11 protein-coding genes are annotated in these 16,626 nt (G+C 44.2%); 4 read left to right on the forward strand and 7 right to left on the reverse strand.

The window, feature by feature from the left end; translation table 11 throughout:
• Positions 1-90 precede the first annotated feature (90 nt).
• The gene (locus tag PLE7327_RS18675) at positions 91-1,302 is read left to right on the forward strand and encodes an HhoA/HhoB/HtrA family serine endopeptidase (RefSeq protein ID WP_015145336.1); all 1,212 of its coding nucleotides are present in this window, start codon (positions 91-93) and stop codon (positions 1,300-1,302) included.
• Between the two features lie 61 nt (positions 1,303-1,363).
• On the opposite strand, the gene PLE7327_RS18680 is transcribed toward PLE7327_RS18675, so the two are convergent.
• A complete protein-coding gene (locus PLE7327_RS18680) occupies positions 1,364-2,557 on the reverse strand; it encodes a hypothetical protein (protein WP_015145337.1) in 1,194 nt (397 codons plus the stop codon).
• A 227-nt stretch (positions 2,558-2,784) separates the two neighbouring features.
• Here PLE7327_RS18680 and PLE7327_RS26200 point away from each other — a divergent pair, with 227 nt between their 5' ends.
• Entirely contained in the window at positions 2,785-2,961 is a 177-nt protein-coding gene (locus PLE7327_RS26200) for a DUF6464 family protein (protein WP_256377741.1), read from the forward strand.
• A 114-nt stretch (positions 2,962-3,075) separates the two neighbouring features.
• Here PLE7327_RS26200 and PLE7327_RS18690 read toward each other — a convergent pair whose 3' ends face one another.
• The 3 genes from PLE7327_RS18690 to PLE7327_RS18700 form a co-directional block, all read right to left on the reverse strand.
• Positions 3,076-3,462: a hypothetical protein gene (locus PLE7327_RS18690; protein WP_015145338.1), complete on the reverse strand. Its 387-nt coding sequence runs from the start codon at positions 3,460-3,462 to the stop codon at positions 3,076-3,078.
• 132 nt (positions 3,463-3,594) lie between these two features.
• Positions 3,595-3,873 carry a hypothetical protein gene (locus PLE7327_RS18695; protein ID WP_015145339.1) on the reverse strand — a complete coding sequence of 93 codons (279 nt, stop codon included), beginning with the start codon at positions 3,871-3,873 and terminating at the stop codon, positions 3,595-3,597.
• A gap of 136 nt (positions 3,874-4,009) precedes the next feature.
• Positions 4,010-4,687: a Zn-dependent hydrolase gene (locus tag PLE7327_RS18700; RefSeq protein WP_015145340.1), complete on the reverse strand. Its 678-nt coding sequence runs from the start codon at positions 4,685-4,687 to the stop codon at positions 4,010-4,012.
• A 161-nt stretch (positions 4,688-4,848) separates the two neighbouring features.
• Here PLE7327_RS18700 and PLE7327_RS18705 point away from each other — a divergent pair, with 161 nt between their 5' ends.
• Positions 4,849-6,333: a site-2 protease family protein gene (locus PLE7327_RS18705; protein WP_015145341.1), complete on the forward strand. Its 1,485-nt coding sequence runs from the start codon at positions 4,849-4,851 to the stop codon at positions 6,331-6,333.
• Positions 6,334-6,422: 89 nt separating this feature from the next.
• Here the strand turns inward: PLE7327_RS18705 and PLE7327_RS18710 are convergent, their stop codons facing one another.
• From PLE7327_RS18710 to PLE7327_RS18720, 3 genes are all read right to left on the reverse strand, one after another.
• Positions 6,423-7,334: an IS982 family transposase gene (locus PLE7327_RS18710; RefSeq protein ID WP_015143165.1), complete on the reverse strand. Its 912-nt coding sequence runs from the start codon at positions 7,332-7,334 to the stop codon at positions 6,423-6,425.
• 125 nt (positions 7,335-7,459) lie between these two features.
• Positions 7,460-15,988 carry a type I polyketide synthase gene (locus PLE7327_RS18715; RefSeq protein WP_015145342.1) on the reverse strand — a complete coding sequence of 2,843 codons (8,529 nt, stop codon included), beginning with the start codon at positions 15,986-15,988 and terminating at the stop codon, positions 7,460-7,462.
• A 240-nt stretch (positions 15,989-16,228) separates the two neighbouring features.
• Positions 16,229-16,432: a hypothetical protein gene (locus PLE7327_RS18720; protein ID WP_015145343.1), complete on the reverse strand. Its 204-nt coding sequence runs from the start codon at positions 16,430-16,432 to the stop codon at positions 16,229-16,231.
• Positions 16,433-16,480: 48 nt separating this feature from the next.
• On the opposite strand from PLE7327_RS18720, the gene PLE7327_RS26745 reads away from it, so the two are divergent.
• Positions 16,481-16,573: a hypothetical protein gene (locus tag PLE7327_RS26745; protein ID WP_217523202.1), complete on the forward strand. Its 93-nt coding sequence runs from the start codon at positions 16,481-16,483 to the stop codon at positions 16,571-16,573.
• Positions 16,574-16,626 lie beyond the last annotated feature (53 nt).

A 16,626-nucleotide genomic window follows, 5' to 3' on the forward strand; every position in this document is an offset into this window, starting at 1 on the left:
ATTTCACGACTGATTTTGCTAAGATAGCGATCGAAAAGCTATAAAAAAAAACAAGTATTTTACGGAACGCTTAACTGTTGTTTTAGAACTATGAAGCCTTCAAAATTGCTACGCCAACTTGGTAGCCATCTCCTCTCGTTCTTGCTAGGCGTAATCCTATGTTTTAGTAACTTCCACCTATTATCCTCTCTGGCAGAACCCATTGCCGAGGCCCCCTTAGCCCAAAATCAAAGCCAGTCAGATTCTACTGGTGTGGCATCGGTTCCGATTCCAAGCGGTCCCGATAGTTTCGTGGCAGCAGCAGTAAACAGGACGGGTCCAGCAGTCGTCCGCATTGACACAGAAGCGATCGTTACGCGACGGATCGATCCTTTTTTTGACGATCCCTTTTTCCGAGAGTTTTTTGGCGATCGCTTTAGAATACCACCCCAGCAACAGCGCCTGGTAGGTCAAGGTTCGGGATTTATCATCGATCGCAGCGGGATTATATTAACTAACGCTCACGTCGTCAGCAATGCCGATAAAGTTACAGTAACGCTTAAAGACGGACGGACTTTTAATGGAGAAGTTAAAGGAACCGATGAAGTAACCGATTTAGCAGTCGTTAAAATTAATCCCAAAGGAGCTGACCTGCCAGTCGCGCCGTTAGGCGATTCTTCTAAAGTTCAAGTAGGCGATTGGGCGATCGCAGTAGGAAATCCGGTAGGACTCGACAATACCGTCACCCTCGGTATTGTAAGCACGATGAGTCGTTCGGCAGCTAAGGCAGGCATTCCCGACAAACGATTAGATTTTATTCAAACTGATGCGGCGATCAACCCCGGTAACTCTGGCGGTCCGTTACTAAACGCTAGAGGAGAAGTCATTGGCATCAATACTGCCATCAGAGCAGATGCCATGGGGATCGGTTTTGCGATTCCAATTAATAAAGCTAAATCGCTGATAAGTTTCTTAGCTGCCGGAAAGCAAGTCCCTCACCCCTACATAGGAATTCAGATGCTCAACCTGACTCCAGAATTAGCCAGAGAAAACAACAGCAATCCCAATTCTCCTTTCATGGTTCCAGAAGTTGAAGGCGTTCTCGTCGTGCGCGTCTTACCCAATACTCCTGCTGAGAAAGCAGGGATTCGCATGGGAGATGTCATTCTCTCGGTTGACAATCAACGGGTAAATGATGGGGGTCAGTTGCAGTCAATCGTTGAAAACGCTGGGATTAATCGCAATCTGAAGCTCAAAATTCAACGAGGCGATCGCGTGATAGATCTGACAGTTCAAACCGAACAACTTGCCAGCGCTTCCTAAGCATTTAACCCTCAGCGATCGGCACTTGGAGCCGATCCGATCGCTTTTTCAAAATTTTCAACTATAATGGATAGTCCAACGCTGCGGTCAACTCCTCCATAATTCCCTCGATCGCCACTTCAATCCGCCGCCAATCGGGAATAAAAGGCGAACCAAAAGGATAATGATGAAAATCCTCAAAAGCATTGTCGAGGGCGTGGGCAAAAGTTTCTACTGCCGTCAGTTCGTTATGTAGATCGTATTGTTCGAGATCGTGCATCTCGGCAAATGCCTCGTATACTCCCACGACACTGCGAGCGTGAGTGAGGTAGGTGAGCTTGAGGGTGCGGAAGAATTCGTGACTGAGGACGATTCCCTGAGAAGATAATTGGGCAAAGAAAGTGCGAGCGATGTCGGCGATCATCTTTTGCAGTCCTGAGTGCGGATCCGTGCCGAGTTGTTGGTGCTTGTGGTCGTAGCGATTGGTTAACTCTACCTGGCAAATGCGAGGCACCCGAACGAGACGATAAATTTCTGAGAGAATGCCGACTTCGATCCCCCAATCGGAAGGAAACTGCATTTCTCTGGCGATGCTGGTGAACATAGCAAATTCCCCAGCTAGGGGATAGCGAAAGTCTGCCATGTATTCCAAAAAGTCTAGGTTTCCTAGAATTACCCGCAGAGAACGCACGAAGGGAAAATAAAACAGACGTACCGCGCGACCGTAAAGGCGATCGCCGTAGCGAGCATAGAATCCTTTGGCAAACTGATAGCGTAGCTGCACGACTGCGTATAAAAGACGCACCAGAAAAGTGCGATCGTAGGTCAGGATATCAGCATCGTGAAAAGCTAGAACGGCAACTTCTCCTTTAGTCAAAATATAGCCGAGTGCAGTCCAAACCGCTCGTCCTTTGCCACGGGGACCGAGTGGAAGTAGATCGTCAATCTTTTGAATGACGGCTTGCACTTGCGGATTGTCATTCCAGAGCAAGCACCCTTTATCTTTTAGAGGAGCAACAATTTCTTTTGCCCGACGAAAATCTTCTAAATCTGCACGATCTAAACTGATATAAACTCGCCCAACGAATTGCATCTGAGTGAGTTCTTGGATGATATTAGCCATTGCAGGACTGGCTAGGTCGCTGTAGAGAGCGGGAATTAAGACTCCAACGGGAATGCGAGTCGAAGCCTGCAAGAGCCGTTCTTCCATTGCAGCTAACGTCTCTTTTTGCAAAAGCGTGAAAGTCGGAACGTAGTTTAGGTGAAAATCAGGCATCTTGCTAGAGTGATAAGGTACTACGTTCGTAAAATTTTATATCTAAAATCGAATCGCATTCAAAAAGAAAAACCGAAACCCGTTCGGCGCGCGATAGCACCTCGTTATAAATCGGTCGAGTTCCTCACAATTTCCTCAAATTTAGATTTTATTGTTGAAAAAGTTAGTAATGGAATTATAGATTCAACAACTGCTTATGTTTTTCTTCTTCTATTCAGTATCATTTTCTGTCACACCAAGCTTTTTTTTTTCAAGTTGGCTATAGTACCCACACGAGAGAGGAAAAACCCGTAGGCATAGGCGATGTAACTTGCCGATATAATGCCTGTTCGCCATTGCTTCGATGTGCTGTCAAGCCTAATGGGCCTTGTCGTTGCGAGCATTATCAACCGAAAGAGATTTAGGATCGTCTCGCGTTTAAAAAAACTGTTTTTCAAAACTAAACTTATTTACTCGTTTCTATCGTTATTTTTTAAGAATGAAAAGCACGGGATTACGGTGCTTTTCATGCTCGGAGCTTATTTTTTCAGTTCTCGAGCCATTTTGCGGAACATGTCCATGCTATTATCGCTAGAGCGACGTTCTGGTTGAGCTTGAGTCGCTTGAGTTGCTGGTGTCGTTCCATTGCTACTAGGAGCAACCGGAGCAGATCCGTTCCCCATAATTTTGGCTTTTTCCAAAGAGGAGATCTGCTCAATTGATTCTCCTCCTTGAGAGCTAAGCGTTTTTGGAAAAGTTCTTTTAATAACTTTCGCCTTACGCATAAACTCGACATTGCCAAGACTTTTAGCGTCGTCTGAATCGAGGAAGAAGGCTTCGCTTTTTTGAGTTGACTGTCGATCTGTTGCTGATATTTCGTCTACATATTTGGCTTTATTGCCAAATAATCCAAAGAATCCTGCCATTTACGGTTGCACTCCCAATATTTTGTTAATTTATGTTGAATATTATAAAGAATTATGACTTAAAATTTTCTAATAATTAAAAAAAGCACGGGATTCCCGTGCTTTTCTAAGGAATAGTACTAGCGATCGCAGCTATTTGTTCAATTCGCGAGCCATCTTGCGGAACATATCCATGTTGCTGTCAGCAGAGCGACGTTTGGGAATCTCGACAGAGACGCGAACGCTCGACTTAGATTCAAAAGGTTTGCGATCGATTTCTGCTTTACCCGTGGACTTGACTTTGCCAAGACTTTTGGCATCCTCTGGATCGAGGAAAAAGGGTCTACCTTCTTGAGATGGCTGGCGATCTTCTTCGGTTACTTCATCGAGATATTTAGCTTTCTTCCCAAACCAATCAAAAAATCCTGCCATTGCTCTTGCACTCCCAATCTCGTAAATACCTTGCGTTATTTATTATAAAAACTTATATAGATAGATAAGCAAAGTTGTTATTTTTCCCAGAAATGCAAGAAAATATTTGAAATCAGGCAAAAATTTTAGGTGCTTATCATAGAGATTGGGTCTGTTTGAGCGTTTCTAAATCTAACTCTAATAAGCCTTGATAGGCTCGCTCGATGACTCCCTTGCCTCTCAAAAATCCGGTATTGGCACCGGGACAGATATAGTGAAGGGTTTCGTGACTGTAGCGATCGCGCAACGCTTCTATGCTTCGTAATTGCCTATACCAGTGAAAGGTTTTCGCCGTTCTCAACGGGACGGGTTTTCCCTCGCGATCGGGCAGAAGATGCCGTCCAGAGAAAAGAACTCCTCCATGATAACTCCAGTAGAGACAAGAAGAACCGGGAGAGTGACCGGGAGTCCAAATGGCGTAGCAATTCGGAGAAAGAGAAAATTCTCGCTCGAAGCTTGTCACCTCAACTTCTGGCAATAGATAAGCTTCCTGTTCCTGGATTAATACTTCACATCCCAAAACGGCTTGCATCTGCTTAACTTTTTGACCGATACCGCCTCGATGAGTCACAAACAACCAGCGAACGCCTCCTTTTTCTCGAAGAAACCGCAAGTTCTCTTCATCAGGAGCCGGGCAATCTATCAGTATATTGCCAGCTTTTTCTACAATAAAGTAGGCACTCCCACCCAAAGTTTCTCGGTTGGGAGGAAATGCAAACAAGCTCTCTAATATGACTCGCGGGGGTTTAGTCGGTCTAGAGCCTTCTTGAGACATTTTTGAGAGAGGATAATATGAACTGGACATGTGGTGTTCGGGCGATTTGCTCGTATCTTTGTGGCTATGTCTGTCAATCGTCGTAAGTGCCAATCTCAACTTTCAACATCGGCAGTTTCAAATTGTTTGATGCTCTTGTAGAAAAATTAGGCTTTCTTAAGATGGAACTTTTACTGCTCCTTATTGTACTAGGCACAATCACATACTTGATTGTTAAGCGCAGTGTTGCCACTATTACACGAACACCAATTTGGTTATTCTGGCTAGTGATGATGGCGCCAGCACTAATTTGGAGCGGCTGGTGGTTAATTTTTGGACAAGATGAGCCAATTCCAATTCTCCTAGTCATTGCTCCGTTTATTCTTTGTCCTTTGGTTTACTGGTGGTTAATTCAGATAGGCAGACCGACCTCCGAAGCCAAAGAAACTGCTCTCGAAGCGCGAGGATCTGGCGATCCAGGAATGGAGAAACCGACACAAGGATCGTCTCAAGTGCATCCGATTACGCCAAGCGAAGAAGCGACGTTGCGCAATTGTTTTCCTTGGAGCATTTATTATCTGCAGAATATCGATTATCGCCCGCAAGCGATTCTCTGTCGAGGAAAGCTGCGATCGGTGCCAGAAGTGGCTTATAAAACGATTAAGGAAAATATTGAAAAGGCCTTTGGCGATCGCTTTTTACTCGTTTTCCAAGAAAGTTTTCAGGGTCAGCCTTTTTTTGCCTTAGTTCCTAACCCCTGGGCAAAATCTCAAGACAGATCCGAGCCAGAAAAGCTCGCTCGTCCTGTTTTTGCTTTGAGTTTGTTGTTAATTACGTTATTAACGACGACAATGGTCGGTGCGAGGATGAGCGGTCTTCCCGCTGGAGAAATATTTTCTAGTCCCCAAGCGTTTTTTAGAGGACTGCCTTATAGTTTAGGAATCATTGCTATCTTAGGAGTCCACGAACTGAGTCATTACTTTACAGCGGTTTATTATAAAATTCGGACTACTCTGCCTTATTTTATTCCTTTTCCCGATTTTTTGGGCACTTTTGGCGCATTTATTCAGATGCGATCGCCAGTTCCCCATCGAAAAGCTCTTTTTGACGTTGCGATCGCAGGACCGTTGGGAGGACTTGTCCTGACCGTACCTCTACTGATCTGGGGACTTTCTCTGTCCAAAATCGTTCCCGTTGCAGAAAATACTAGCTTGTTAAGCTTTCAATCTCTCGACCCAAGATTTTCTTTTCTCTTTGCAGTTTTCGGCAAATTAGCTCTGGGGAATCAATTAGTGCCAGGAACGGCAATTCATCTTCATCCTCTAGCCATTGCTGGTTATGTTGGGTTGATCGTAACGGCTCTAAATTTGATGCCAGTGGGTCAGCTGGATGGAGGACATATCGTCCATGCCATGTACGGACAGCGTACCGCAGCGATTATCGGTCAATTGACTCGACTGTTCGTGTTAGTTCTGGCATTTATCAGACATGATTTTTTGCTTTGGGCGATTATTCTGTTTTTTATGCCCGTTATCGACCAACCCGCTCTTAATGACGTAACAGAACTCGATAATAAGCGCGATTTTTTGGGTTTACTCTCTTTATTTCTGTTAATTAGCATTCTTCTCCCGTTACCGGGAATGGTGGCTGCTTGGTTGAATATATGACATCCTCCCGTCTCGTAAATGCAGACAAGGGTCATCTGTCATGAGTCATTGGTCATTGGTACAAGTAACAAAACGTGAGTTCGATAAGGTTAAAAGACGGCAGGAGGAAGGGCTGGTAAGCCTGAGGGTTCTAAATCGAGAGAAGGTTTTTTGGGTAGGTAAGTGTAAGCTATCAATCCAGCTAAGAGATTGACTAGAAAATTCCAAACACTTCGGTGTCTCGAATGCTCGATTTGAGAAATGTTCTTGAGTTGGTCATTGACGGTTTCAATCAAGGCTCGTTTACGCAACAAAATTTTGTCGATTAACCGCACTAACTGCTGTTTCATCTTTTTCTTGCGTCGTGTAATCAGTTCGAGTCCTCGCTGGTAAAGTTGCTCAAATAGCTCTTGAGAAATATAACCGCGATCGCCAAATAACTTACCAATCAGATCTTGAGTTAAGTCAGGTACAGGCTTACGGTCGTCAGTATTACCTGGGGTTAACTTAAAAGCCAGCAACTCGCCTCGTTGGTTAATAATTAGGTGCAGCTTAAACCCATAGTGCCAACCGACAGAGTTTTTGCCCCAGCCCACCAAACCTTCAAACACACGATGGCTCTTGGAACGGCAAGGATGACATACCTCGATTGGGGTCGAATCAATGAATGAAATGCCAGTTACTTCTCCTCGACGGGTCTGTACAAAGTAGCACAACAGCATCAACGACCAAGGCATCAATTCCACAAAACGAGTATAACTGACCAGATGAGGAAAAGCTTTGCGCCAGCCCGGTAGAACTTGTCGTAGGTAAAATTCTTTGAAGGTACGATAGCCAGAGCCATGAAAAGCAATCACAATCGTCATTACTTCACTCAAGCTTAAACGAGAGCGACACAATCGTTCCCCACTCTGAGCCGTCAATAGAGGGATTGAAAGCCAATGTCGTTCAAAAGTTTGATAGAAGTCGTCTACCTCACAAAATATTTGAGTAATATCGAGACGAGATACAATATCTGTCATAGCTGAGATGTCTATAGAGTAAGCATTTTGAGTTTACATCTCAGCTTTTCTTTTGCCTAGATTTTTCCGTCGAACTCACGTTAACAAAGGACATTTTGGTTTAGATTGGTTTTAACTATTGATAATTAACAAAAATACTCACCATCAATAATTTTAGCCAAAGCGATCGCGGCTTCTAAATGTAAATTATGCCCTCCAGAAACGATAATTCGCGTTGCAGAAGGCATGGCTTTTTGTTGTTCGGCTAAGTCTTCAGGACGATTAAAATCGCTCCTATCGCCATAAACAAGCGTAATGGGCGCTTTAAGCTGTCGTAGAAGTCCGAGATATTTAGCGCGATCGATTCCATTGAAACCGATACCCGTGCGGGTACGCAACAGAGGATCCCATCGCCAGCGCACGCCGTCTTGGTGGGGTTCGGTAATGCGTTCGGCAAGTTGCATCGCCAATGACTCTGATAGGGTTGGAGTAGTTAGACGCAAGCGTTCGGCAGCAGTAGCAACGTCGGGAAAAATTGTATGTTCTCGAGGAGAGGCAAGATAGTCCAAATGAGTCGTTAGCTGTTCGACGGCATCGTTGTCTTGGACTTCTGTTGGCAGTACGGTTTCTACCAGAATTAGGTTTTTGACCTTTTCAGTTCTGATGCTAGCGAACATTGCAGCCATAACCGAACCCAGAGAATGTCCAACCAGAGTAAAGGGTTTGTCGGTTAGTTGCTCTGCAATAGCATCGATATCTGCCAAGAAGTCTAGTAAATTATATGACCCTCCTTGACCGACGCGATCGGAACGCCCATGCCCTCGTAAATCTGGTGCAACGACGCGATATCCTCTTTCTGCAAGGCGAACTGCGACTTCATGCCAAGCGGCACCTTGTTCCAGGATACCGTGGAGGCAAAGAATTAGAGGGTTGTTTTTCTCTCCCCAACTACAAAGACATAGATTTAGTCCTCGGATGTTTACATAATTTTCACTCATCAGAGAGAGGGAAAAGGGGAGATGGGGAGACTTTTGACTCGAGACTTCTAACTCCTCTTCATTTGGTAATTCATAGTCCAGGGATAGGGCAATATGACGAGTTGTTTCTCCCAGTTTATGGGGAAGTTTGATGTCTCTCCAAGCGTCTGCTAGGGTGGGATCGATTTGATTTCGTTTGAGGAAATTGGGATCGCCAACAGACATTGATTTGTTGTAGACTCCATCTATCATCCGCTGTCCTTCATAGGGGTTTAATAGCGAGGATTCAAAAGGAATTTCCAGAAATTCGCATAACTTTTCTGTAACTTTAGCCGGTTCTTTTACCAAGTCTTCGTAACGGATTAGGTGAGTGCGATCGCGAGCGATTTTCTCAAAGAAATCGAGAATATTTTGGTTACTTTTTGTCCAAATTTCTTCAGCTAATTCATAGGGATTTTCTTTGCCAGAACCGACTAATTTATCCATCCGCATTCGGCAGAATGACTCAATTACTGAATAAGGATGGCGTACTAAATGAATGTATTTTGCTCCTGTAAATAGAGCTTCTGCTCTTTCTAATGTTTCTCGATGAAAAGCATAAGTTGGCGATTTATCGACTAACAGGCGTTTGCCTGCTAGTTCTTGAAGCATGGCATAAACTTCATAGATAGAGTTATTTTGCTTGACTAAATTGGCAACTAAATTTTGGGCTTCTTGGGCATCAATTCCTTTTAATTCCATGAAAGCGCGCGGCAACCCTTCGCCTAAATGAGATAACGCCAGTTCTTTCTCTCGTTGCGCGATCGTATCGAATGGCAGTAAATGTAATTCAGGCGGAGAACATAAATCTGGGTGTCCTGCGAGCATTACCCTCAATAAAGTAGAACCCGCACGAGGACTGGAAAGAACAAACGCAATTTTTGGAAGTTTTTTGTCAATTTTTAGTGGCTTTGTGTTAGTCGTTAGTAGTTGGTTGTTGGTGATTGGGTTACTAATAACTGACGACTGATGACTAACTGCTAAAGATTGACTATTTCCATAGCTTTTTTCAAATTCAGAGGCTAGATATTTGGCTAGGGCATCAATTCTGGGACGCTCATAAAATTCTCTGGGATATAACATTAACTGAAGATCGCTTTTAAGCTGATTAATTGCCTCCATAACCATCAGAGAATCCATGCCCAAATCTAGCAAACTTTCCCTAGGAGAGATTGACTTTCCATTCAACTGCATTATTTGCGAAATGGAAATTTGTAAATAAGAAATTAAATATTTCTCTCGCTGAATGGGATCTAGATTCAACAGTTGTTCAAAAATAGGTATTTGTTGTTTGTTAGTTGTCAGTTTTTCTGGATTTGCGAGCGACAAATTATTGACTATCTCTTGAAAATAGGAAGATTGAATTAAGTAAGGAAATTGTTGACTCAATTCTTTCCAGTTTATAGAAATTACTCCAATTTGAGTCATATTCTCTGAAAGTATTTGAGGTAAAAATGCTAAAATTTCTTCTATTTTAATAAGATTAAGTCCTTTGACAGCTAATCGTTTTGTTGTTGCCATTCCATCTGACAAAGAACCCAAATTGATACTTAAAGCAGGAAGTTTTTGAGCTTTTCTGTAGTGCGCGATCGCATCTAAAAATGCATTAGCAGCTGCATAATTTCCTTGCCCAGGCGAACCTAATAAAGATGCTGCTGACGAGAACATTACGAAGAAGTCTAAAGGAATATCTTGAGTTAGTTGATGCAGATTCCAAGTTCCTCTGACTTTAGGAGCCATAACTTTATGAAAACGTTCCCAAGAAATTCCCTGAAGAATTCCATCATCTAAAACTCCTGCTGCATGAATAATTCCTTTTAGCGGTGGCAAAGATGCTTGGATTTTTTCTAATACTTTGCGAACATCTCGTTTGTTAGAAATATCGGCTTGAGTTACTAAAATTCTAATTCCCAAACGTTCTAATTGTTGCAAAGTATGAGCAACATTTTCTAAAGGTTTATTTCGTCCAACTAATACGAGATTTTTGGCTCCCTGTTGCACTAACCATTGGGCAACTTTTAATCCTACAGCTCCTAACCCACCAGTAATCAAATAACTGAACTCTGAATCAATTTTTGTCGGGGTATTTCGCGAAATGCCCCAATCGCTAATTCCTTGCTTGAGTCTGGCAACATATCTTTTTCCGTTGCGAAAGGCAAGATAATCTTCTCCGTCTGAATTGAAAATCTCTTCGATTAATTGTGCTACTTCTTCTGAATCTGGATTAGATGATAAATCGATCATTCCTCCCCAGTATTCGGGATGTTCCAAAGCAATAACTTTCCCTAGTCCCCATAGCGGAGATTGAGCAACTGAAAGGTTATGTGTTTGGGAGTCTACAGACTGAGTTGACTGCGTAACTAACCAAAGTCGAGAGGATATTGATTGTGTAAATAAGGTTTGGATTAAATGCAGTATACTTTTACAACCTAAACTTTGTGCTTTCTCTAAATCTGAAAGAGTTAACTGTTTGGAGGATGCTGTTTCTAAACCCCATAAATGAATGATGCCTTTTAATGAAGGGGTAATCTTGGATAAACCTTCTTGAAACAGATGCTGAAAATCTTCAGGATTAGCCGGATTAATTTCCCATGCTAAGGTATTTTTCTTGGTTTTATGAATTTCCTTATAACCGTTTCCAGGATAAATTAATACACAGGTTTGACCGGATTGCTTTAACTGTTTGGCAACAGTTTTTCCGATTCCTTTTCTATCGGCAAAGATTAACCAACTATGTTCGGAGTTTGGAGTTCGGAGTTCGGAATTTGGAGTTCTAGATTTAGCTTGCCATTTGACTTGATAGAACCAATCTGGATGAATTATTGGTTGGTTGTGAGTTGTTAATTGTTTTGCTCCTGTCTGTTGAATCCAATATCGTTGGCGTTGGAAAGGATAAGTAGGTAAATTCCAGACTCGCTGTCGTTGATAATCTTTATCAAACCCAACCCAATCGATTTCAATTCCATTAACAGATAAAATCGCTAAGCTGGTGAGGATTTGTTGCCAATCTCCTTGTCTGGGACGCAAACTGGGCAACCACAAATTAGATTTTGGATTTTGGATTTCAGGTTTTGGATTTGCTAAAACCGTGCGTGCCATGCCTAAAAGGGTGGGTTTGGCGCCAATTTCTAAGAAGATTTGATAATTTTGCCTCTCTAAAAATTCAATACTGGCGGCAAATTTAACGGGTTGTCGCACGTGAGCAACCCAGTATTGCGGCGTGGCAATTTCTTCGGTTGCGAGTTTTCCCGTCAGGTTAGAAATAATATCGATCCGGGGTAAAGCATAAGTTATCTCGCTAGCAACTCGTTCAAACTCCGCTAGCATCGGTTCCATTAAAGGCGAGTGAAAGGCATGGGAAACCTGTAATGGTTTCGTTTTTATGCCCTCAGATGCGAACCCAGAGACTATTTGTTGAATAGCTTCTGTTTCTCCAGAGATTACGATACTCTTGGCACCATTAATTGCCGCGATCGCAACTTTTTCTGCATAGGGTGCGATCGCTTCTCTTACCGTTGTTTCATCTGCCAAGACCGAGACCATTGTCCCCGTTTGTGGCAAGGCTTGCATGAGTTTCCCGCGATAGGCGATCGATTTCAACCCATCTTCTAAACTGAATACCCCAGCAATAGTTGCGGCAACGTACTCGCCGACACTGTGCCCCATGACGACAGTGGGTTCTATGCCCCAAGATTGCCATAATTGCGCGAGGGCGTATTCGAGGGCGAATAGTGCGGGTTGGGTGTAGGCAGTTTCGTCGATGGGCGAAAATGTTCCCTCTTGGGGGTATAAAACTTCAAGTAGTGGCTTTTCTAGATAGGGTTGCACAATTTCGGCGCATTTATCTAAGGCGGCGCGGAAAGTCGGCTGGGTTTCGTAAAGTTGACGACCCATGCCGACATATTGGGAACCTTGACCCGTAAATAAGAAGGCAATTTTGCGCTCGATTCCCGTGTCTGCCGTGCCTGTTATTAGTCCGGGGGCTTCTTGTCCATTCCCAAAAGCCACTAACTGCGATCGCAATTGTTTGACAGAATCGGTTACAATCGCAATACGATAGTTAAAATGCGATCGCCCCGTATTCGCCGTAAAACAAATATTTTCTAATAAAGTTTCTGGATGATTTGTCAAGTATTCTTCATAAGACTTAACTAAATGGTTGAGAGCGGTTTGGCTTTTTGCTGAAAGGGTCAGAATATGTAGAGGACGTTCAATGACTTCTGACTTGTGTACGGACGGTTTTTGAACACTAACTGTCGGTAAGTCGGTTGAGTTTCTAGATAAACCCGCTCCTACGACTCCTGACTCCTCCAAAACAACATGAGCATTCGTTCCTCCAAAGCCAAAAGAACTGACACCAGCCAAACGAGGCTGTTCTCCTCGATTCCAAGGTTGACGTTGAGTAGGAATAGAAATAGAAGTCTCTTGCAGGTCGATATGAGGGTTTAACGCATTCAGATGAAGATGAGCGGGAATTTCTTCGTACTGAAGACAGAGAATGACCTTAATTAAGCCTGCAATTCCTGCCGCCGCTTCTAAGTGACCGATATTAGTTTTGACAGATCCCAACCATAGCGGTCGGTTAGCAGAACGTCCCTGCATCAGAACGGTTTTGAGGGAGTTTACCTCAATCGGATCTCCTAGAGAAGTCCCCGTTCCGTGTGTCTCGATATAGCTAATCTCTGCGGGATTTACGCCAGCATTGTACAAGGCTTGATGAATGACGGCTTGCTGGGCAAGTCCGTTTGGTGCGGTCAATCCGTTGCTACGCCCATCTTGGTTAATAGCAGAACCGCGAATGACTGCTAGGATATTATTGCCATCTCTTTGAGCATCGCCAAGGCGTTTGAGAATGATAACGCCGCAACCTTCTCCGCGCACGTAGCCATCCGCACTCGCATCAAAAGTTTTACAGCGACCGTCAGATGATATCATCCCTGCTTGGGTAAAAGTTTGGGTTAATTCTGGGGATAAAATGAGATTGACCCCACCAACGAGGGCGCGATCGCATTCCCCATTTTGTAAGCTTTTCGCTGCTAGGTGAACGGCGACTAAAGAAGAGGAACAAGCCGTATCTACCGTCAGGGAAGGTCCTCGAAGATCGAAAAAATAGGAAAGACGATTCGCTGCAATGCTATGAGCATTTCCCGTCCCAGCATAAGCATCCGGTTCTAATTGATGCCTCAGTCGAATCTGAGAATAATCGCTGCTACTGATGCCAACAAAAACTCCTGTTGCGCTACCAGCTAGTTGATTGGCGGCTATGCCTGCACTTTCTAGAGCTTCCCAACTCACCTCTAACAGCAATCGTTGCTGAGGGTCCATTTCATGTGCCTCGCGGGGAGAAATGCCGAAGAATTGCGGATCGAACTGGTCAACTCGTTCTAAAAATCCTCCCCAGTCATTGCCTTCCCAACGTCTATTTACTTGAGTAATAGCATCCTTACCTTCGCATAACAGCTTCCAGAAGGCTTCGGGATTATTAGCGCCAGGAAAGCGACATCCAATGCCGATAACGGCGATTGGGGATTGTTCGATTTTGGTGAAGCCGCCGCATGCTACCGGCAGCGGTTCCAGGAGAACGGCGGATTGGGAAATCTCTTTTTCTCTCTGTCCCCTTGTCCCGGAGTCCTCTTGTCCCAGATACGCTGCCAGGGTTGCAATGCTGGGGTAATCGTAGGCAAGGGTAGGAGACAATTTTCGTCCCAACCAGTCTTCTAATTCGGCTGACAGACGAACGGCTTGCACAGAATCTAAACCATAACTGGCAAACGGTTCTCGAACGTCGATTTCCTGGGGTGAAATTCCCAATCGCCCGGCAATATTTGAAACCAACCAGGCTTGAATTGCTTGTTGCTGGTTATTGGCTAGTTGTTGTCGGTTATTGGTCTCCCTTATCTCCCTTATCTCCCTTATCTCCCTTATCTCCCCATCTCCCTGTCTCCACTCTCCTAGTGTCTCTAAACTTCCTTCTAGGAAACCTGCTTTACAAGCGTGACGTTGGATTTTGCCGCTAGAAGTCTTGGGAATGCTGCCCGTTTTGAGGAGAACAATAGCAAAGGGCTGTAATTCGTGGTTTTGGACGACTGCTTTGCGAATAGCACTGGTAATTTCTTCTAGATCGAGCTTCCTGATATAATGGCGCTTGACTTCGCAGGCGATCGCAAGGCGCTCTTCTCCATGCACATCCACAGAGAAAGCCGCCCCAGCAGCTTCTCGGATAGCCTCATGGCTTTTTTCTACCGTTAATTCAATATCTTGAGGATAATGGTTGCGACCTCGAATGATAACTAAATCTTTTAGGCGACCTGTAACAAAGAGTTCGCCATTTTGTAAAAAGCCTAAATCTCCGGTGCGCAGAAAGGGACCTTCTTGAGTGTCTGCGACATAGGCATTAAAGGTTTCTTCTGTTTGCGTCTTGCGATTCCAATAGCCTTGGGCAACACTTTTGCCGGATACCCAAATCTCGCCAATTTCATTGGAATGGCAACGTTTTAAAGTCTCAGGATTAACAATAAGGATTTTTTGATCTTCGACGGTTTGTCCGCATCCAACTAAAGTAATACCGCCATTCTCCGATGGACTCGTGTTAATAATTCGATTTTGTTTTATGGCTTTCCCATCAAAGGTTTTTAAAATCGGCGCTGCTTCTTTTAATCCGCCAGAGACAATCAGGGTTGTTTCCGCCATCCCGTAACAGGGATAAAATGCCTCTTTACGGAAGCCGCAGGAAGCAAATGCCTCGGCAAAGCGTTCTAGGGTTTCGGCGCGAATGGGTTCGGCACCCGTGAAAGCCAATGTCCAACAACTGAGGTCGAGGGTTTCCCTCTGTTCGGGCGCAATCTGAGTAACGCATAGTTCGTAAGCGAAATTCGGTGCGCCACTGGTTGTCGCGCGATCGCGCGAAATTGTCTGCAACCAACGCAAAGGACGCTGGAGAAAGGCTACGGGAGGCATCAGCGCCTGGGAAGCACCGACATAAATCGGTTGCAAGATCCCGCCAATAAGTCCCATATCGTGGTAAGGAGGCAACCAAGAAACGCCTTTACTCTCAGCAGTATCTCGAAAACATCGATTGATTAAGCTGGAATTGTGAACTAAATTGCCGTGACTGACCATTACCCCTTTGGGCATTCCGGTGGAACCGCTGGTGTATTGTAAAAATGCCAGGTTATCTTCGCTGGGGTTAATGGGTTGCCATTGACTGGCTGAGTGAGAGTCGATATTGTCGGTCGTAAGGCAGCGGATGGCTTCTGTAGAGAGATATTTGGTTAGCCGTCCCTCGATCGTGCTGACTAATGCCTCTGTGGTAAGAGCAAAATTTGCTTGGGCATCGGAAACAATTGCTTGTAGGCGTTCGAGAGAACGATTGGCGCGAGGCGGATAGGCGGGAACGGCAATAACTCCCGCATATAAACAACCGAAAAATGCGCAAATAAACTCTAGACCTGGCTGATAGAGTAATAATGCACGTTCGCCTTGAGCGTTAAGGGATTGAAGCGTTGCTGCGATCGCTTTTGCTCGTTCGTCTAACTGATAATAGGTAAGGCTGTCGCTTACTCTTTCCCCGTCGCCTAGAAAGGTGAAAACGATTTTTTCAGATTGTTTCGAGGCTCTATAGCTTAATAGGTCTACAAAATTGGAGAAGTTTCCGCTCATTTATCGATTATCGTTAGGTGTTAATTATTAATTAGATATATAGATAACCTATAACCCCTTTCTATGTTACTAGGTTGGCGATCGCTCCCAGCATCGCTGTTTCCTCTGTGAAAGGATAACCGATAATCCTTTCATTTAAACTCCAAAATTGTTTTGGTCAATGATTGGATTCTCTAATAATTTCTCTAACATGCTTATCCTTCTTCGTTTGGTCGAAACATGCACCAAACATCTATATTGTCAAGTCGAGTCTTGGCAGTTACGCGATAGCCAAAATGACTGAAGCGCCAATCGCCATTGGTAGCTGAGACGGAAGAAAGCAGAAATTCGGTTGAGATCGTCGCTCCCAAGAAAATAGCGCATGAGAGGATAATTTTGGAATGAGAGGGCAAGAATTTCAACCGCTTCATCAATGCGATCGCCCGAAATAAAGTGTAGAATCATTATTTTAAGCTCCTAAATCGATTTATCGACTATACTTCCGACTCCATTTTGACCCTGCGCAATTGGATTCGCTACGAAACTGAGCGATCGGCTTGGTGCGAGGAAGCGATCGCAATTCTGAATCTGATTTCAGATGAATAACAGAAAATGCCGACTAGATCCTGCACACAGGTAACGCCAAGGCGGATCGCGTT

Origin of the sequence: Pleurocapsa sp. PCC 7327 (genome assembly GCF_000317025.1) — a bacterium.
Classification (GTDB): Bacteria; Cyanobacteriota; Cyanobacteriia; order Cyanobacteriales; family Microcystaceae; genus Hydrococcus.